15 protein-coding genes and 1 pseudogene are annotated in these 18,754 nt (G+C 71.3%); 15 read left to right on the plus strand and 1 reads right to left on the minus strand.

Features of this window, described 5'->3' with window-relative positions; translation table 11 throughout:
- The first annotated feature begins 32 nt into the window (after positions 1 to 32).
- The gene (locus tag J2S44_RS25635; protein WP_310418920.1) at positions 33 to 629 is read left to right on the plus strand and encodes a DNA mismatch repair protein MutL; all 597 of its coding nucleotides are present in this window, start codon (positions 33 to 35) and stop codon (positions 627 to 629) included.
- Here the strand turns inward: J2S44_RS25635 and J2S44_RS25640 are convergent.
- The gene (locus J2S44_RS25640; protein ID WP_310418923.1) at positions 616 to 2,289 is read right to left on the minus strand and encodes an alkaline phosphatase D family protein; all 1,674 of its coding nucleotides are present in this window, start codon (positions 2,287 to 2,289) and stop codon (positions 616 to 618) included. The two genes, J2S44_RS25635 and J2S44_RS25640, sit on opposite strands and share 14 nt — an antisense overlap.
- A 206-nt stretch (positions 2,290 to 2,495) precedes the next feature.
- Here J2S44_RS25640 and ftsY point away from each other — a divergent pair, with 206 nt between their 5' ends.
- From ftsY to rplS, 14 genes and pseudogenes are all read left to right on the plus strand, one after another.
- Positions 2,496 to 3,716, plus strand: a complete 1,221-nt coding sequence (ftsY, locus tag J2S44_RS25645) for a signal recognition particle-docking protein FtsY (RefSeq protein WP_310418926.1) — start codon at positions 2,496 to 2,498, stop codon at positions 3,714 to 3,716.
- 5 nt (positions 3,717 to 3,721) lie between these two features.
- A complete protein-coding gene (locus J2S44_RS25650; protein ID WP_310418929.1) occupies positions 3,722 to 4,702 on the plus strand; it encodes a phosphotransferase in 981 nt (326 codons plus the stop codon).
- 195 nt (positions 4,703 to 4,897) lie between these two features.
- Entirely contained in the window at positions 4,898 to 6,253 is a 1,356-nt protein-coding gene (locus tag J2S44_RS25655; protein WP_310418932.1) for an ammonium transporter, read from the plus strand.
- 39 nt (positions 6,254 to 6,292) lie between these two features.
- A complete protein-coding gene (locus tag J2S44_RS25660) occupies positions 6,293 to 6,631 on the plus strand; it encodes a P-II family nitrogen regulator (RefSeq protein WP_306839497.1) in 339 nt (112 codons plus the stop codon).
- An 18-nt stretch (positions 6,632 to 6,649) separates the two neighbouring features.
- A pseudogene (locus tag J2S44_RS25665) lies at positions 6,650 to 8,845 on the plus strand ([protein-PII] uridylyltransferase); the annotation flags it as partial.
- Positions 8,846 to 8,915: 70 nt separating this feature from the next.
- Entirely contained in the window at positions 8,916 to 10,475 is a 1,560-nt protein-coding gene (gene ffh, locus J2S44_RS25670) for a signal recognition particle protein (protein ID WP_310418934.1), read from the plus strand.
- Positions 10,476 to 10,537: 62 nt separating this feature from the next.
- A complete protein-coding gene (locus J2S44_RS25675) occupies positions 10,538 to 11,617 on the plus strand; it encodes an amidohydrolase family protein (RefSeq protein ID WP_310418939.1) in 1,080 nt (359 codons plus the stop codon).
- 1,877 nt (positions 11,618 to 13,494) lie between these two features.
- A complete protein-coding gene (gene proS / locus J2S44_RS25680; RefSeq protein ID WP_310418942.1) occupies positions 13,495 to 14,901 on the plus strand; it encodes a proline--tRNA ligase in 1,407 nt (468 codons plus the stop codon).
- A gap of 64 nt (positions 14,902 to 14,965) precedes the next feature.
- The gene (locus tag J2S44_RS25685) at positions 14,966 to 15,613 is read left to right on the plus strand and encodes a ribonuclease FAU-1 family protein (protein WP_310418945.1); all 648 of its coding nucleotides are present in this window, start codon (positions 14,966 to 14,968) and stop codon (positions 15,611 to 15,613) included.
- A 226-nt stretch (positions 15,614 to 15,839) separates the two neighbouring features.
- Entirely contained in the window at positions 15,840 to 16,316 is a 477-nt protein-coding gene (gene rpsP / locus J2S44_RS25690; RefSeq protein WP_310429919.1) for a 30S ribosomal protein S16, read from the plus strand.
- The gene (locus J2S44_RS25695) at positions 16,291 to 16,551 is read left to right on the plus strand and encodes an RNA-binding protein (protein WP_033343864.1); all 261 of its coding nucleotides are present in this window, start codon (positions 16,291 to 16,293) and stop codon (positions 16,549 to 16,551) included. The genes rpsP and J2S44_RS25695 overlap by 26 nt, the downstream gene beginning before the upstream one ends.
- Before the next feature lie 4 nt (positions 16,552 to 16,555).
- Positions 16,556 to 17,128: a ribosome maturation factor RimM gene (gene rimM, locus J2S44_RS25700; protein ID WP_310418948.1), complete on the plus strand. Its 573-nt coding sequence runs from the start codon at positions 16,556 to 16,558 to the stop codon at positions 17,126 to 17,128.
- Positions 17,129 to 17,914: a tRNA (guanosine(37)-N1)-methyltransferase TrmD gene (gene trmD, locus J2S44_RS25705; protein ID WP_310418951.1), complete on the plus strand. Its 786-nt coding sequence runs from the start codon at positions 17,129 to 17,131 to the stop codon at positions 17,912 to 17,914.
- A gap of 112 nt (positions 17,915 to 18,026) precedes the next feature.
- The gene (gene rplS, locus J2S44_RS25710) at positions 18,027 to 18,383 is read left to right on the plus strand and encodes a 50S ribosomal protein L19 (protein ID WP_310418954.1); all 357 of its coding nucleotides are present in this window, start codon (positions 18,027 to 18,029) and stop codon (positions 18,381 to 18,383) included.
- Positions 18,384 to 18,754: the final 371 nt, after the last annotated feature.

Below are 18,754 nucleotides of genomic sequence, written 5' to 3' on the forward strand. Positions count from 1 at the left end.
GCACGCTATCCCGAGTTGGCACTATGAGTCCCGTGCGGATCTGGCAGCTGGGCGGCGGGGCGGTGGCATGGGTTCTGGCCACCGTGCTCGGGGCCGTGACGATGTGGGTGGGCTTACGCCCCGTGTTGAACACGGCGCTGCCCGATCGCGCCATTCCGTTGAGTGCGTCGGATCTGCGCAGGTTATCGCCCGCTCCGGTGCCGCCGGTCGGAACGCTCGCGCCGGAGCCGACACGCTCGGTGACACCGTCGGCCACGCCGTCATCGCCCGTCGCGGAGCCCCCGGTGCCGTCGCCGAGCCGGACCGCGAGCCGTAGTAGCGCTCCCACGGCCGAGGCCGCGCCCGCCGCGCCGAAGCAGACGGTCGTCAACGGCTGGACCGCGACCGAAACCGGCGGCAAAGTAACATATGTCCGAAGTTTCAAGGTTGACGGCGGGCAGGCGGTGATCCAGATCGTGGACCGGGTGGTGAGCCTGGTGTCCGCGACGCCCGCGACCGGGTTCGCCGCGGACACCGCGCAGCCGTCGCCGGAGCGCCTCGTGGTGCGGTTCACCGGTGCCGGCCGGGCCTACACGATCGACGCGCTCTGGTTCAACAACGGGCCGTTCCACGAGGTCACGGAGTCGTGAGCAGCACGTCCGCGACCGTGTCCAGGTGGCCGTCCGGCGTGGTGCCCTCGATGACCACCCGTGCCCGGCGGCCCCGGTGGGTCAGCGTCGCGACCGCGTTGCCGAAGTAGGGGTCGTCCCCGGTCTTCCGCCAGCGCAGCGACGACGAGCGCACGCCCACGCTGAACGCCAGCCCGCGGGCGACCAGCCCGGCCCAGCGCGCCCAGCCGATCCGCATCAGCGGCCGCATGAAGCTCGGCACCTGGTTGTGTATCGGCGAGCAGGTCAGCTGGTGCACCGGGGTGAGCACGCCGGGGCCCAGCTCGGCCTTCGCCACGTACGAGTGGTGCACGTCCCCGGAGAGCACCGAGATCGACGCCGGGCCGGTGCTGCTGCGGCCGAGCACCCGGAACAGGTCGGCCAGCGCCTCGAACGAGCTCTGGAACGCGGCCCAGTGCTCCAGGTCGACCGCGCGCCGCACCTTCTCGCCGAACGCGGCCACCCGCGGCCGCTTGGACGCGCTGATCCGCTCGTTCCACGCCTCCAGGTAGTGGATCGCGGGCGGCATCAGCCACGGCAGCGACGAGCCGACCACCAGGTGGTCGAACGTCGAGCCGTGCGCCTGGTCGAGGAACCAGGACCACTCCGCGGCCGGCAGCATCGCGCGGTGGTCCGGGTCGAGCACCCGGCTGCACCGGTTGTCCAGCACCACCAGCCGGGTCCGCCCGAGGTCGACCGCGAAGCTCCACTGGTACTGCCGGGACTTCCAGCTCTCCGGGTCGTGCCCGAAGTCCGCCTCCTGGTCCACCCGCGCGGCGAACTCGCGCAGGATCTCGGTCGCGTCCGCGGCCCCGGCGACCTTCGGGTAGAGCGCGTCCTCCTGCAACCGGTCCGGCGGCAGGTTGCCCATGTGCTGGTACACCCAGTACGAGGCGAGGCCGTTCATGATCCGCTCGGCCCACCAGGGCTCGTTCTGCATGTCCGCCCGCCACGAGGCCGACGAGTTCCAGTCGTCGATGATCTCGTGGTCGTCGAACATCATCACGGTCGGCACGGTGGAGAACAGCCAGCGGATCTCCGGATCGCGCCAGGACTCCAGGTAGAGCTTGGTGTACTCGTCGTAGGTCTGCACGTCGTCGCCCACGCCGTGGTGCGGCTTCGTGCGCGCCTTCAGCTGCTTCCGTACCGTGTCCGAGGTCTTGTCCGCGTAGACCTGGTCGCCGAGCAGCACCAGCGCGTCCGGCCACGCGCCGTCGCCGTCGCGCATCAGGCGCCGGGCGTAGGCGTCCAGCGCGTCCGGGGGCAGCCGCCGCGTCGTCGCGTGCTGCGTCGTCTCCCGGCAGGAACCGAACACCAGCTTCGCGTCCGCCGCGCGGTCCGCGTCGCCCCGGGTCCGAATCACACTCCGGGGGTACGGCGAGTCCGCCGGCGGCCAGACGTGCGTCCCGTCCACGTACACGTCGTAGGGGGTGGCCGCGTCGGGGGCCAGCCCGCTCACCACGACCAGCGCGTAGTGGTGACCGAACGCGGAGAACGTGGTCGCCCGGCCGCCCGCCTCGCCCGCGCGCACCTCGATCTCCGCCGGGTGCGCGGTCTCGACCCAGATGGTGGCCCTGGTGCCGGCGACACGTCGCAGCAGCGGGCCGATGAGCAGCGGTTCGCTGGGCTGATCGGTCGTCATGTAACGGACCTCCGGGGGATGGTGGGCTTCATCCTGCCCACCGAGATCGACCACGCGCCACCGGGGTGGGTGTCACTCGTCACCCGACGCCGTCGGTTCACCGGCCGTTACTCCGGGGGTGACCGGGAGCGTTGCGTCATCGAAGGCCCGGTAAGGGGTGGAGCGGTCGGCGGGACGCCTGCGGGCCCATCTGACAGGATTCGGTCATGGACTACGTGGTCGTCGCTCTGGTGATGCTGGGCGTCTTGGTGCTCGGCGGGCTCGGTCTGGTGGTGCCACGGCTGCGCCGGCGCCCCCCGGTGCCGCCCGTTACGCCCTCCTCTCCTCCGGTCGTCACCGAGCGGCCGGGGCAGGCGCCGCCGGTCGCCGGGGCGCCCACGCCCGTGGTGGACGCCCCGCCGGCCGCCGAGGCGCCGGCCGTCCCCGCCCCGGTCGTCCCCGCGGCGCCGGCCGTCGAGGCGCCGGCCGTTCCGGAGGCGCCGGCCGTCGAGAGGCCGGAGCCGTCGGCCGGGCGGCTGGTGCGGCTGCGCGCGCGCCTGTCCCGCTCGCAGAACGTGTTCGGCAAGGGCCTGCTCGGCCTGCTCTCCCGCGACCACATCGACGACGACACGTGGGAGGAGATCGAGGACAGCCTGATCGGCGCGGACGTCGGCATCGAGGCGACCACCGCGATCGTCGAGCGGCTGCGCGAGCGCACCCGCGTGCTGGGCACGAAGACCGCGGCGGACGTGCGCGCGCTGCTGGCCGAGGAGCTGGTCGCGGCGCTGGAGCCGGGCATGGACCGGACGCTGCGGTCCGCACCCACCGGTGACACCCCGGCGGTGATCATGGTGGTCGGCGTGAACGGCGCCGGCAAGACCACCACCTGCGGCAAGATCGCCCGGGTGCTGATCGCGGACGGGCGTACCGTGCTGATGGGTGCGGCCGACACGTTCCGGGCGGCCGCCGCGGAGCAGCTCGCCACCTGGGGTTCCCGGGTCGGCGCCGAGGTGGTCCGCGGCCCGGAGGGGGCCGATCCGGCCAGTGTCGCGTTCGATGCCGTGAAACGGGGTATCGAGACGCGGGTGGATACGGTGTTGGTGGACACCGCGGGCCGGCTGCAGAACAAGGTCGGCCTGATGGACGAGCTGGGTAAGGTCAAGCGGGTCGTGGAGAAGCACGGGCCGGTGGATGAGACGCTGTTGGTGCTCGACGCCACCACCGGGCAGAACGGCCTGGAGCAGGCGAGGGTCTTCACAGAGGTGGTCGACGTGACGGGTGTCGTGCTGACCAAGCTGGACGGCACGGCGAAGGGAGGGATCGTGATCGCGGTGCAGCGCAAGCTGGGCATCCCGGTCAAGCTGGTCGGCCTGGGCGAGGGCCCGGACGACCTGGCGCCCTTCGAGCCCGTGCAGTTCGTCGACGCGCTGCTCGGGACCGGCGCGTAACCGCCGTGACGCACCCACACCGCGCGCCGGACATGTCGTGGCCGCCCCCGGGCGGCTCCGGTCAGCCGCACCACTACACGCAGCAGCAGCCGCCGGTCTACCACCAGCCGCCGCAGCAGCCCCCGCCCGTGCACCAGTACCCGCCGCAGACCCCCCAGCAGCCCGGCCGGCCGTACGTGCCGCAGCTGCACCCCGAGCCGGGGTACGAGGAGGTGCCGCTGCGCGGCGGCAACGTCTCCACCGTGCACCGGGTCGGCGACACCGTGCGCCGCAACGCGGGCCCGTGGACGCCGTCCGTGCACGCGCTGCTGCGCCACATGGAGTACGTCGGCTTCAGCGGCTCGCCACGCGCGCTCGGGATAGACGACAAGGGCCGCGAGGTGCTGTCCTACATCGACGGCGAGTGCGGCGAGTACCCGCTGGCCGAGCACTGGGTGACGGACGAGGCGCTGGTCACCGTGGCCACCATGCTGCGGATGTTCCACGACGCGCAGTACGGGTTCCAGCCGCCGCCCGGCGCGGTGTGGCGTTCGTTCGGCCCGCCGCCGCCGGACACCGAGGTGATCTGTCACCACGACGCGGCGCCGCACAACGTGATCTGGCGGCCGGACGGCACGCTCGCGCTGATCGACTTCGACCTGGCCTCGCCCGGCGCGCGGATCTACGACGTGGCGTACGCGGCGTGGACCTGGGTGCCGCTCTTCTCCGACCGGGACTCGCAGACGCTGGGCTGGAAGCGGCCGAACCGGCCACGCCGGCTGCGGCTGTTCGCGGACGCGTACGGGCTGATCCCGCGCGACCGGCACCGCCTGGTCCGGACCATTCGCAAGCGGATCGTCGACCACGTCGAGGGCATCCGGCGGATGGCGGCGGCCGGTGATCCCGCGTTCGTGACCATCGTGCAGAAGGGACACCTGCGTCGTCCGATGCGCGATCTTCGTCTGCTCGACTACGAGCGGAATGCACTTGAGTACACTCTGCGATAGATGATCGGATGATATGGCACCCCCTGTTCAGGGATGGTGAGTTTTTCTTCACACGTTGGAAACAACCCGTGACTCTCAAGAAACGGACTGGAGACCCAGCGCGAAACAGCGGCCCGTGAAGCTCTCGTCCAACCGGCGACGGGGCGATGTTGCCTTGCCACCGGGAGGGAGGAATTCAAACCGAGAGGAGGCAGCGTGCCGGAGATTGCCATCGATTCCGGGCACACCGCCTGGTTGCTTGTTTCGTCCGCTCTTGTGCTGCTCATGACTCCGGGTCTCGCGTTCTTCTACGGTGGCATGACCAAGTCCAAGGGCATCCTGAACATGATGATGATGAGCTTCAGCTCCATCGCCATCGTGTCCCTGCTCTGGGTCTTCTACGGCTTCTCCGTCGCGTTCGGCGCGTCGAACGGCTTCTTCGGCGACATCACGCAGTACGCGTTCATGACGCAGGACCTCACCGGCGCCTGGTCCGAGGCGGTCCCGGTCCCGACGTTCGTCTTCGCCGTCTTCCAGATGATGTTCGCGATCATCACGGTCGCGCTGATCAGCGGCGCGCTCGCGGACCGCGCCAAGTTCGCCGGCTGGATCGTCTACGCGGTCGCGTGGGCCACCATCGTCTACTTCCCGGTCGCGAACTGGGTGTGGGGCGGCGGCTGGATCTTCGAGATGGGCGCGTTCGACTTCGCCGGCGGCACCGCGGTGCACATCAACGCGGGTGCGGCGGCGCTCGGCCTCGCGATCATCCTGCGCAAGCGGAACGGCTGGCCGTCGGGTGCGTACAAGCCGCACAACGTGCCGACCATCGCGCTCGGCGCCGGTCTGCTCTGGTTCGGCTGGTTCGGCTTCAACGCCGGCTCCGAGGGCGCGGCCGACGCGATCGCCGGTGTCGCGTTCCTGAACACCCAGGTCGCCACCGCCGCCGCGGTCATCGGCTGGCTGGTCGTGGAGTGGATCCGCGACGGCAAGCCCACGCTGCTCGGCGCGTCCTCCGGCGCGATCGCCGGCCTGGTCGCGATCACCCCGGCCTGTGCGTACGTCGAGCCGATCGGCGCGATCGGCCTCGGCATCGTCACCGGCGCGATCTGCGCGCTGGCGGTCGGCCTGAAGTACAAGCTCGGCTTCGACGACTCGCTCGACGTGGTCGGCGTGCACATGGTCGGCGGCCTGATCGGCGCGCTGTCCATCGGCCTGATCGCCACCCAGAAGTTCTACGGCGAGGCCGGCCCGCAGGGCCTGTTCTACGGCGGCGGTGTCGAGCAGCTCGGCAAGCAGGCCGCGGGCGCGTTCGCGGTGCTGGCGTACTCGCTGATCATCTCGATCGTCCTGGGCCTCGCGATCGACAAGACGATCGGCATGACCGTCTCGTCCGAGGCGGAGACCGAGGGTGTCGACCAGGTCGAGCACGCGGAGAGCGCGTACGACTTCTCCGCCCCGACCGGTGGCGGCGGCGCGTTCGCCCTGGCGGGCATCGCGCCGGCGAGCGGCACCCCCGCCGCGCCGGCCGCACCCGCCACGTCCGCCACGGTCGACGAAAAGGTCGCCGGCTAACAGGTCACCGGTTACGTTGCCACGATGGAGGGACTGAGCATGAAGCTGGTGACCGCGGTCATCAAGCCGTACCAGCTCGACGCGGTGAAGGAGGCCCTGCACGCCCTCGGCGTCGCCGGGCTCACCGTGAGCGAGGTGCAGGGCTACGGCCGGCAGAAGGGGCACACCGAGGTCTACCGCGGTGCGGAGTACACGGTGGAGTTCCTGCCGAAGATCCGGGTCGAGGTGCTGACCGACGAGATCGACGTCGAGAAGGTCGTCGACGCGGTCGTCACGGCGGCCCGGACCGGCAAGATCGGCGACGGGAAGGTCTGGGTGACGTCCGTGGACGACGTCATCCGGGTCCGGACCGGCGAGCGCGGCCTCGACGCGCTGTAACCCACGGATATGAATGACATCGGCGCCGCCGCACGCTCCACGCGTGCGGCGGCGCTCGACTCGTGGCTGACCACTCTGCTTCCGGCCGGGATTCCCGGCGTCGCGCTGGTCGCGGTGGGCGGTCTCGGCCGCCGCGAGGTCGCGCCGTTCAGCGACCTGGACCTGGTGCTGGTGCACGACGGCGTGACCGGGATCGACGAACTGGCCTCCTCGATCTGGTACCCGATCTGGGACGCGAAGCACAAACTCGACCACTCCGTCCGTACGGTCGGGGAAGCCCTGGACGTCGCGGCCGAGGACGTCAAGGCCGCGCTCGGCATGCTGGACGCCCGGCACGTCGCCGGGAACCGCGCGCTGTCCGAGCGGCTGATCACCGAGGCCGCGGACCTGTGGCGACGCACCGCGGTGCGCAACCTGGAGGCGCTGCGGGAGATCACCCGCGCCCGCTGGGAAACCCACGGTGAGCTGGCGTTCCTGCTCGAGGGCGACGTCAAGGAGGCGTCCGGCGGGCTGCGCGACGTGACGATCCTGCGCGGCATGGGCCGGGCCGGGATCGCGGACACCATGCGCCCGGCCGTCCGCGCCGCGAACCTGCACATGCTCGACGTCCGCGACGCGCTGCACCTCGCGGTCGGTCGCCGGGTCGACCGCCTGATCGCCCAGGAACGGCAGACCGTCGCCACCGCGCTCGGCCTCGACGACGGCGACGCGCTGCTGCGCCGCGTCTCGGGCGACGCGCGGACCGTCGCGCACGCGGTCGACGACGCCTGGCGGGCCGCGGACCGGCTCCGCAGCGGACGCCGCCGGCCGCTCGGCGCGGTCGGGCCGACCCGCCGCCCGGTCGCCCGGGACGTGGTCGAGCACGACGGCGAACTCGTACTGGCACGAACCGCGATCGGGCCGCGCCCGGACCCCAGCCTCTCGCTCCGCGTCGCCGCGGCCGCCGCCGTCAACCGGCTGCCGATCGCGCGCGCCACCTGCGAGTGGCTCGCCACGTACTGCCCGCCGCTGCCCGCGCCCTGGCCGGAGGCGGCCCGGTCGGCCCTGATCACGCTGCTCGGCGCCGGCCCCGGCCTGCCCGCGACCTGGGAGACCTGCGACCGGTACGGGCTGGTCGACGGCTGGCTGCCGGAGTGGGCCCGGATGCGCAGTCTGCCGCAGCACAACGCGGTGCACCGGTTCACGCTGGACCGGCACCTGGTCCAGGCCGCGTCCGAGGCCACCGCGTTCACCCGCGACGTCGACCGGCCCGACCTGCTGCTGCTCGCCGCGTTCCTGCACGACGTGGGCAAGGGCCTGCCCGGCGACCACAGCGCGGTCGGCGCGCCCATCGCGGCCGGCATCGCGCAGCGCATCGGGCTCCCACCGGCCGAGGTCGCGCTGATCGAGCGCCTGGTCCGGCTGCACCTGCTGCTGCCCGAGGTGGCCACCCGCCGGGACCTGAGCGACCCGGTCACCATCACGCGCGTCGCGACCGCGGTCGAGGATTCGCTCACGCTCGACCTGCTCCACGGCCTGGCCCGCGCGGACGCGATCGCCACCGGCCCGGCCGCCTGGTCGGACTGGAAGGGCCGGCTGATCCGCGAGCTGGTCGCCCGGGTGCGGACCGCGCTCGACACCGGCGCCCTGCCGCTGCCGGCCGCACCCGGCCCGGAGCTGCTGGACGCGCCGCTGCCCGTGGTGCACCTGGACGGCGAGCGGGTGGCGGTCGCGGCCGCGGACCGGCGCGGACTGCTTGCGGCCGTGGCCGGCTGTCTCTCCATGCACCGGCTCGACGTGCTCACCGCGGACGTCACCACGGTGGGGGAGCGGGCCGTGCTGGAGGTGCGCGTGCAGCCCCGGTACGGCACGCCGGCCGAGCCGATCGCGCTCACCGCCGACCTGCGCCGGGTGCTCAACGGCGACGTGTCCGTGACCCAGCGGCTGCGCGGGCGGGCACCCGCGACCCGTACCGGCGCCGCCCCGAAGGTCGTCTGGCACCGGGACGTGGCCACGGACGCGGTGGTGCTGGAGGTGCGCGCCGCGGACTCGCCCGGCCTGCTCTACCGGCTGGCGTCCGCGCTCGAGGACGTCGGCGCGTCGGTGCGCGCCGCGCGGATCTCCACGCTCGGAGGTGACGTCGTGGACGCGTTCTACCTGGTCGGAACCGGTTTCGACGAGGCCGCCCGGGAGAAGGTGGAGGCTGCCGTGCTGGCCGCCGCCGCGCACGCCTGACCGACCGGGTTACCCTTGCTGCGGGCCTCTTCGCGCCGGTGCTTTTTCGACAGAAACGGGATGTTGCGCAGTGTTTGACACCTTGAGTGACCGCCTCTCCGGGATCTTCGGCAAGCTCCGCGGCAAGGGCAAGCTCACCGACGCCGACATCGACGCCACCGCGCGCGAGATCCGCCTCGCCCTGCTGGAGGCGGACGTCGCGCTTCCGGTGGTCAAGGCGTTCATCCACACGCTCAAGGAGCGGGCGCGCGGCGCCGTGGTCTCCGAGGCGCTCAACCCGGCCCAGCAGGTCATCAAGATCGTGCACGAGGAGCTGATCGGCGTCCTCGGTGGCGAGGGCCGGCGGCTCCAGTTCGCCAAGAACCCGCCCACCGTGATCATGCTGGCCGGCCTCCAGGGTGCCGGTAAGACCACGCTCGCCGGCAAGCTCGCCCGCTGGCTCAAGGGCCAGGGCCATCAGCCGCTGCTGGTCGCCGCCGACCTCCAGCGGCCGAACGCGGTCAACCAGCTGCAGGTGCTCGGCCAGCGCGCCGGCGTCGAGGTCTACGCGCCCTCCGGCGGCAACGGCGAGGGCGACCCGATCCAGGTCGCGCGCGACTCGATCGAGCACGCCAAGCGCCAGGCCCGCGACATCGTCATCGTCGACACCGCCGGTCGGCTCGGCATCGACGAGGAGATGATGGCGCAGGCCGCCGGCATCCGCGACGCCGTCGACCCGGACGAGGTCATCTTCGTCATCGACGCCATGGTCGGCCAGGACGCGGTGCGCACCGCCGAGGCGTTCCGGGACGGCGTCGGCATCACCGGCGTGGTCCTCTCCAAGCTCGACGGCGACGCCCGCGGTGGTGCCGCGCTCTCCGTCCGGCAGGTCACCGGCCAGCCGATCCTCTTCGCGTCCACCGGCGAGAAGCTGGAGGACTTCGACGTCTTCCACCCCGACCGGATGGCCAGCCGCATCCTCGGCATGGGCGACGTGCTGACCCTCATCGAGCAGGCCGAGGCCGCGTTCGACGAGGACCAGAAGGAGAAGATGACGGCGAAGCTGCTCGGTGGCGAGCAGTTCACGCTGGAGGACTTCCTCGACCAGCTCGTCGCGGTCCGCCGGATGGGCCCGATCGCGAACGTGCTGTCCATGATGCCCGGCATGGGGCAGATGAAGGACCAGCTCTCCGAGCTCGACGACAAGCACTTCGACCGGGTCACCGCGATCATCCGCTCGATGACGCCGGCCGAGCGCACCAACCCCAAGATCCTCAACGGCTCCCGCCGCGCCCGCATCGCCAACGGCGCCGGCGTCCAGGTGATGGACGTCAACCAGCTGCTCAACCGCTTCGCCGACGCGCAGAAGATGATGAAGCAGATGGGCGGCATGATGGGCCTGCCCGGCGGCGGCAACCGCCGCAAGGCCACGAAGAGCCCGAAGAACAAGCGCAAGGGTACGAAGGGTGGCGGCAACAACCGGCCGCGTACCGGTGGCATGCCGGGTGGTTTCCCGGGCATGGGCGGCATGCCCCAGCTCCCCCCGGGCATGGACCCGAACGCGCTGGGCGGCGGCGGCATGCCCGGCTTCAAGCTCCCCAACATCGACTTCAACAAGCTGAACAAGCCCAAGAAGCGCGACGAGGACTGACGTCGATCCGCCCGGCCCGCGGTGACGTGACCGCGCGCGTGCCGGGCGGTAAGACTGAGCACATGGTCTTGCATGTGCGTGGGGTGCTGCTGCCCGAGGACGAGGTCCGGGATCTGTGGCTGGTCGGTGATCGGGTGACGTTCGAGCCGCAGCCCGGGGCGGAGACGATCGCGGACCGCGGATTCGTGCTCCCCGGGCTGGTCGACGCGCACTGCCATGCCGGGATCGCGCCGGGCGGCGGGCCGGTGGGTTCGCTGGCACAGGCACGGGAGCTCGCGTTCCAGGACCGGGACGCGGGCGTGCTGGCGATCCGGGACGCGGGATCGCCGTTCCCCTACGCGGAACTGGACGACGACCCGGAGATGCCACGCCTGATCCGCGCCGGGCAGCACGTCGCGGCACCGAGGCGCTACCTGCGGAACACCGCGGTCGAGGTCGAGCCGGTGGACGTGCCCGCGGCCGTGACCGCGCAGGCCAAGGCCGGCAACGGCTGGGTCAAACTGGTCGGCGACTGGATCGACCGCGGCGCCGGTGACCTGGCCCCGAGCTGGGACGCGGCCACGCTGACCGCCGCGGTCGAGGCGGCACACGCGGCCGGCGCGCGGGCGGCCGTGCACACGTTCTCCGAGGAGGGCGTCGAGATCATGGTCCGGGCCGGCGTCGACTCGATCGAGCACGGCACCGGGCTCAGCACCGCGCTGGTCGACGAGATGGCCCGCCGCGGCACCGCACTCGTACCCACAATGATCAACATCCTGACGTTCGGCGACATCGCCGCCCAGGCGGACCAGAAATTCCCCGGGTACGCCGCCCACATGCGCGCGCTCCGCGACCGCCACCCGTCCGTGGTCCGCGCCGCCTACGAGGCCGGCGTCCCGATCTACGTCGGCACCGACGCCGGCGGCGGCATCGCCCACGGCCAGGCCGCCGAGGAGATGCTGCTGCTGCACACCCGCGCCGGCATGCCCGCCGAGGCCGTGCTCGCCGCCGCCTCCTGGGCCGCCCGCGCCTGGCTCGGCCTGCCCGGCCTCACCGAGGGCGGCCTCGCCGACCTGGTCATCTACGACACCGACCCCCGCCGCGACCTCACGGTCGTCCGCACCCCCCGCCACATCATCCTCCGCGGCCACCCCCTCCGCTGAACCCGCATCCGCCCCACCTGCCGCCCTTCGCTTTCCGCCCCGCTGCCGCCCCGCTGCCGCCCCGCTGCCGCCCCGCTGCCGCTCCCGTTCCGGCCCCGTGCCGGTGCTTCCGCCGGCACCGGCGCAGGTGACACCGGCGTCACCTTGCGGCGTCACCTTGCGGCGTCACCTTGCGGCGTCACCTTGCGGCGTCACCTTGCGGCGTCACCTTGCGGCGTCACCTTGCGGCGTCACCTTGCGGCGTCACCTTGCGGCGCCACCTTGCGGCGCCACCTTGCGGCGCCACCTGCGGCGCCACCTTGCGGCGCCACCTGCGGTGGCAGCGGTGATAGTGGCGCGGGTAGCCGCGGTGGCGGATTCGCAGCGGCGCCGGTGATAGCGCGGGTGGCCGCGGTCGTGGGTCCGCGGCGGTGCCGGTAGTGGCGTGGGTGGTCGCCGGTGGCGGGTCTGCGGCGGCGTGGGTAGCCGCCGGTGGCGGGTCTGCGGCGGTGCCGGTAGTGGCGTGGGTGGTCGCGGTGCGGGTCTGCAGTGGCGCCGGTGGGCCACGGTCGCGGCGTCTGCAGCGGCGCCAGCGGTAGCGCGGGTGGCAGCGGTAGCGCGGGTAGCGGCGCGTGCAGCGCCGGCGGAAGGATCATTGACCGATACGAAAAGGTCGTCATTTACCGAAGTTGACCTACTTTTCGTATCGGTCAATGATCCATTCCCGCATGGGCGCGAAGCTCTTCGTCGGAAGTCTTATCCTGTCGGCCGACTAAAGATGAAATGTCAGATATGCCGACTCGCTGAAGCTGTGATTGACAAAGTGCACAGATTGACGTTCGCACAGCCGGCGCATACTCCGGCGATTCCTCTGACTGCCCGCTATAGGGGTATATTTCGGGCGCTCAGCGCCCGTCCACTGGCTTGCGGTGCTTTTCGCCGACCGCAGCCGCGCTGCTTTCCGTCGCACCAGCTTTCCGTCGCACCTGCTCTCCGGCCTCGTCGCAGGCTTTGCTGGTCCCGTCATTGACTGCGGTGACGCTGTTTTCCGGGCGCACCTGTTCTGCGGCCTCGGCGGCGGCTTTGCTGGACCCTCAGCTGGCTGTGGTCGCGTTGCTTTCCGGCTGCGCTGCTTTCGACCGCGCCAGTTCTCGGCTTTGTTTCCGTCCCACCGGCACCGCCCGGATCCAGATGCCCGCTTTGCCGCCCCTGTTCGGAGGCTGCGGCGGCGTTGCGTCCCGGTCGCACGCGCTTGCCCGGCCTCGGCGCCGGTTTTTCTGGCCTGTCGCTGGCTGCGGACGCACTGCCTCTCGGCCACACACGCTTCTCGGCGGTCGCAGGCTTTGGGTCCTTTCCGCTGGCCGCGGCCAGGTTGCTTCCCGGTCACACGCATTTCCCGCCTCGGCGCAGGCTTTGCCGAACCCTTCAGTTGGCCGCGGTAGTGCGGCTTCGCGGTGGTGCTGCTTGCGGTGGCGCGGCTTGGTGACGGTGCTGCTTTGCGGTGGCGCGGCTTGGTGGTGGTGCTGCTTTGCGGTCGCGCGGCTTTGCGGTGGTGCTGCTTCGGCGCCCCGGCTGCGTTCCGGTCTCGGTGCCGGTCTTGCGTGGGCAACGTGACCCGCGCCGGTCAATCCGCCGATATGTCGTTTCGTGCGGTCGAGATGAGAGCGAGAAAAGCGGCGAAAAGAACCGGCCCGGTTTTCGGTGAGCGGGCCGGAACCGGCTCCGGTCGGCGGACCGGAGCGGAGCGCCAGCGGAGTCGGAGGGGAGCCGGAGGTTTGCCCGCGGGAGCACGCCCGGCGCGACCACGCCGGAAGCGGGACCATGAATTTGATCTTCGTGTTTCCCGGGGTGCCCGTCGCCCGACGGCGCGTCCGGCGCGAGGCCTAGGATGTGCGGTTATGGCTCGTGTGCTGACTCCCCGAGCGGAGGATTTTCCCCGCTGGTACCAGGATCTGATCGCCAAGGCGCAGTTGGCCGACAACGGGCCGGTGCGCGGGACGATGGTGATCCGGCCGACGGCGTATGCGATCTGGGAGCGGATCCAGTCCGAGATGGATGCGCGGATCAAGGACGCGGGCGCGGAGAACGCGTATTTCCCGCTGTTCATCCCGGAGAGCTACCTGACCCGGGAGGCCGAGCACGTCGAGGGCTTCTCCCCGGAGCTCGCGGTGGTCACGCACGGTGGCGGCAAGCAGCTCGCGGAGCCGGTCGTGGTGCGGCCGACCAGTGAGACCGTGATCGGCGAGTTCATGGCGAAGTGGATCGACTCGTACCGGGACCTGCCGCTGCTGCTGAACCAGTGGGCGAACGTCGTCCGGTGGGAAATGCGGCCGCGCGTCTTCCTCCGGACGAGTGAGTTCCTCTGGCAGGAGGGGCACACCGCGCACGCCACGGAGCAGGACGCGCGGGCGTACGCGAAGAAGATCCTGCACGAGGCCTACGAGGACCTGATGGTCAAGGTGCTCGCGATGCCGGTGCTGGTCGGGCGCAAGACGGACCGGGAGCGGTTCGCCGGCGCGACCAACACCTACTGCCTCGAGGGCATGATGGGCGACGGCAAGGCGCTGCAGATGGGCACCTCGCACGAGCTGGGGCAGAACTTCGCGAAGGCGTTCGACATCGCGTTCTCGGCGCAGAGCGGCGCGCGTGAGCACGCCTGGACCACGTCCTGGGGCACCTCGACGCGGATGGTCGGCGGCCTGATCATGTGCCACGGCGACGACAACGGGCTGCGGGTCCCGCCGGTGCTGGCGCCGATCCAGGCGCACGTGATGGTCGTCAAGGACGGGGAGGGTGTCGCTGCCGCGGCCGCGACGATCAGGGACGAGCTCAAGGCCGCGGGGGTACGGGTCGGCTTCGACGACCGGGTCGACACCCCGTTCGGGCGGCGCGCGGTGGACGCGGAGCTGAAGGGCTACCCGATCCGGATCGAGATCGGCCCGCGGGATCTCGCCAACGGGAATGTCACGGTGGCCCGGCGGTTCGACGGCAGCAAGGCGAGCGTGCCGCTGGCCGGCGTGGTCGAGGCGGTGACCGCGGCGCTGACCGGCGACCAGCAGGCGCTCTTCGACCAGGCGCTGGCGCACCGCGAGGCGAACACGCACGAGGTGAAGACGCTGGGCGAGGCGATCGAGGCGTCGGCCACCGGCTGGGCGCGCGTGCCGTGGTCCGCCGTCGGTGTCGAGGGCGAGGCCGAGGCGAACAAGTCCGCGGTGACCGTGCGGTGCCTGATCCGCGCGGACGGTTCGGTGCCGGAGTCGGAGACGGAGCCGGACCTGATCGCGGTGCTGGGACGTTCGTACTGAAATCCGATCGGTGGTGGCCGCGTCGTAACGACATGGTCACCACCGACGGTTAACCTGGCTGATCGTGGGATTCGCGCGAGGCCGACTGATAATGCACCGGAACGTCCGTCACCATCGGATCGGGTGGGTCCGCCCGGTGCGGGTGGTGAGCGACGACGAGCGCGGACTGCTGGTCTGGCTGGACCGCGGCACCCGGGTGCTCAACGAGGTCGCGACGGACGGGCGCGGGATGCGCGCGATGCCGTTCAGCGAGTGGGTCGAGCTGGACTACCGGCTGCACGAGAGCGTCTGGCAGGGGCCGGGCGTGCTCAAGTTCATGCCGCCCGGTGAGGCGCACTCGGTCTGGTGGTTCCGGGACGACGCCGGGAATTTCAGCGGGTGGTACGTGAACCTGGAGGCGCCCGTTCTCCGCTGGGACGACGGCACCGTGGCGGGCGTCGACATGGTCGACCAGGACCTGGACATCGTGGTCGCGCCGGACCGGACGTGGCGGTGGAAGGACGAGGACGAGTTCGCGGAGCGGCTGGCCTTCCCGGACCACTACTGGGTGCCGGACGCGGACGCGGTGTGGGCCGAGGGCAAGCGCGTGGTCGAGCGGATCGAGGCCGGCGAGTTCCCGTTCGACGGCACCTGGACCGACTTCGTCCCGGACCCGTCGTGGGAGCCGGGCGTGCCGCTTCCCGGATGGAACCGCCCGGTCCTCACGCGTTAAGAGCCATTTGCCCGATATGCGTACGGGATGCGGGGTCGTTTCATACGCGGGCCCCGGATCTGGCACAATGGTGAGCTGGTATCCGGCACGCGTTTGTTGCCCTCTAACTACGAGCGCGGCGCCAATCCTCGAAGCATCGGATCCCATGCCCCACGTGGGAGCCCGCCTGCTCACCCGCGCACCGGCCGTCGAGGCCGGTGTAGATCGCAACAGGAGCGAACAGACAGTGGCCGTAAAGATCCGGCTCCTGCGGATGGGCAAGATCCGCAACCCCCAGTACCGCATCGTCGTGGCCGACTCGCGGACCAAGCGCGACGGCCGGGCCATCGAGTACGTGGGCATCTACCAGCCGAAGGAGCACCCTTCGGTGATCGAGGTCAAGTCCGACCGGGTGCAGCACTGGCTGTCGGTCGGCGCGCAGCCGTCCGAGGCCGTGCAGCGCATCCTGGAGAAGACCGGCGACTGGCAGAAGTTCAAGGGTCTGCCGGCCCCGCCGCCGCTCCTGGTCGCGGAGCCGAAGGCGGACCGCAAGGCCGTCTACGACGCCGAGTCGCAGGCCGCCGCGGGCGTGACCCCGGCCAAGTCCGCGTCGAAGAAGGCCGAGCCGAAGGCGGAGAAGGCCGAGCCCAAGGCTGCCGAGCCCAAGGCCGCCGAGGCCAAGACCGAGGAGCCCGCCGATGCGGGCGCCGGCGACGCGAGCTGACGGGGCGCTCCGGCCCGCGCTGGAGCACCTCGTCAAGGGCATCGTCGACCACCCGGACGACGTGCGCGTCCGGCTCGTCGACTCGCGCCGCGGTAAGCGGCTGGAGGTGCGCGTCCACCCCGAGGACCTGGGAACGGTCATCGGGCGTGGCGGCCGCACCGCCAAGGCGCTGCGTACCGTGATCGGGTCGATCGGCGGGCGTGGCGTGCGAGTCGACATAGTCGACGCGTACTGAGTCGATGCTCCTCATCATCGGGCACATCGCCCGCGCGCACGGCGTGCGTGGCGAGGTCGCCGTGCACGTGCGCACGGACGAGCCCGAGGCGCGTTTCGTCCCCGGGGCGGTGCTGACCACCGAGATCTCCTCGAAGGTCCGCACCGCTCCGGCGGACGGCGCCTCGGTCCCGGACGGCGCCGTGCGCTTCGAGGTGCCGAAAAAACTGACCATCGAGACGGTACGGCCGCATCAGGACAAACTGCTCGTGACGTTCGAGGGCATCCTCGACCGGGACGAGGCGGAGGCCATGAAGGGCGTCCTGCTCTGCGTGGACAGCGCCGAGGTCGCGCCGCTGGACGACCCGGACGAGTTCCGCGACCACGAGCTGGTCGGGCTGACCGTGGTCGACACCGCCGGCGAGAAGCTCGGCGAGGTGCTGCGCATCGATCACGCGGCCGCGTCCGACCTGATCGTGCTCAAGCGGGCACAGGGTGGGACGGCGCTGATCCCGTTCGTCCGGCAGATCGTCCCGACCGTGGACGTGGCCGGCGGCCGGATCGTGGTGGACCCACCGGAAGGCCTGCTGGACCTGTAGATGCGCGTCGACGTTCTGACGATCTTCCCGGACTACTTCGCCCCGCTGGAGCTCTCCCTGATCGGGAAGGCCCGGACCACGGGGCTGCTCGACGTGGGCGTGCACGACCTGCGGACCTGGACGCACGACGTGCACCGGACCGTGGACGACACGCCCTACGGCGGCGGCCCGGGCATGGTCATGCGACCAGAACCGTGGGGTGCCGCGTTCGACGCGCTGACGCCCGTACCGCCGGATGATCTTGATCTTGCGCCGGTTCTGGTCGTGCCCACGCCGGCCGGGCAACGATTCGATCAAGCCATGGCGCACTCGTTCGCGGGTGAGCAGCGGCTGATCTTCGCCTGCGGGCGGTACGAGGGGATCGACCAGCGGGTACTGGAGGAGGCCGCGACCCGGATGCGGGTGCGTGAGGTCTCCCTCGGCGACTACGTGCTGTTCGGCGGCGAGGTCGCGGTGCTGGTGATGCTGGAGGCGGTCGTGCGGCTGCTGCCCGGTGTGATCGGGAACGCGGATTCACTGACCGAGGAGTCACACGCGAACGGCCTGCTGGAGGCGCCGCTCTACACGAAGCCGGCGGTCTGGCGCGGGCGCGAGGTGCCCGAGGTACTGCGCTCCGGCGACCACGGGAAGATCGCGAAGTGGCGGCGGGCGCAGTCCCTTCTGCGCACGGCCGCGCAGCGTCCGGATATGCTGGCCAGTGCCGCACCGGAAACGCTGGACAAGCACGATGTCGCCACGTTGACCGGGGCCGGATTTCCGGTGCCCGAGGCCGGTGTGGCAAAGTAGAGAGGTTGCCGCTATCGGGGCACGTCCCCGCATGCGCAACGGATAGTTTTCTTTCGCGCCGCCACTGGCCATGGCGCGGGGATTCGCCACGAGCCTTGAGGATGCAGCAGCGATGAACACGCTCGACGCACTGGACGCCCAGTCGCAGCGGACCGACATCCCGGACTTCCGCGCCGGTGACACCCTGAAGGTGCACGCGCGCGTCGTCGAGGGCAACCGCTCCCGTGTCCAGGTCTTCCAGGGTGTCGTCATCCGGCGCCACGGTGCCGGCCTGCGGGAGACCTTCACGATCCGGAAGGTGAGCTTCGGCGTCGGCGTCGAGCGCACCTACCCGCTCAACAGCCCGGCGATCGACCGCCTCGAGGTCATCACCCGCGGTGACGTCCGCCGGGCCAAGCTGTACTACCTCCGTGAGCTCCGCGGTAAGGCCGCGAAGATCAAGGAGAAGCGTGAGGCGATCACCCGCTGACGTCCCCCGTCCGGGTAAACCTTCTCTCGCTCCGACAGCAGCCGTAACGCCGAACGCGACCTAAGCTTGCTTCTGTGACGTACGGGCGCTACGACGGCGACAGTCGAGAAACATCGCCCTACCGCTCGACGCCTCCCCCCGCGGACTCCGACGGGGACGGGGCTCGGGCGGTAGTGCTGTATCCGGGCACCGGCGGTGGTTCCTTCTTCGACGGGCCCGGTCCGGAGGACGCCGCCGCCGAGCGGCCACGCCGCCGCCGGGGCGCCCGCGGGCCGGCCGACTCCGGTGGCCGGGGCGGTGCCCGTTCCGGCGGCGTGGCCGACGTCGACGGCTCCGACGGCGGTGGCGGCGACCGGCCGCGGCGCCAGGTG

Source organism: Catenuloplanes niger, from assembly GCF_031458255.1.
GTDB lineage: Bacteria > Actinomycetota > Actinomycetes > Mycobacteriales > Micromonosporaceae > Catenuloplanes > Catenuloplanes niger.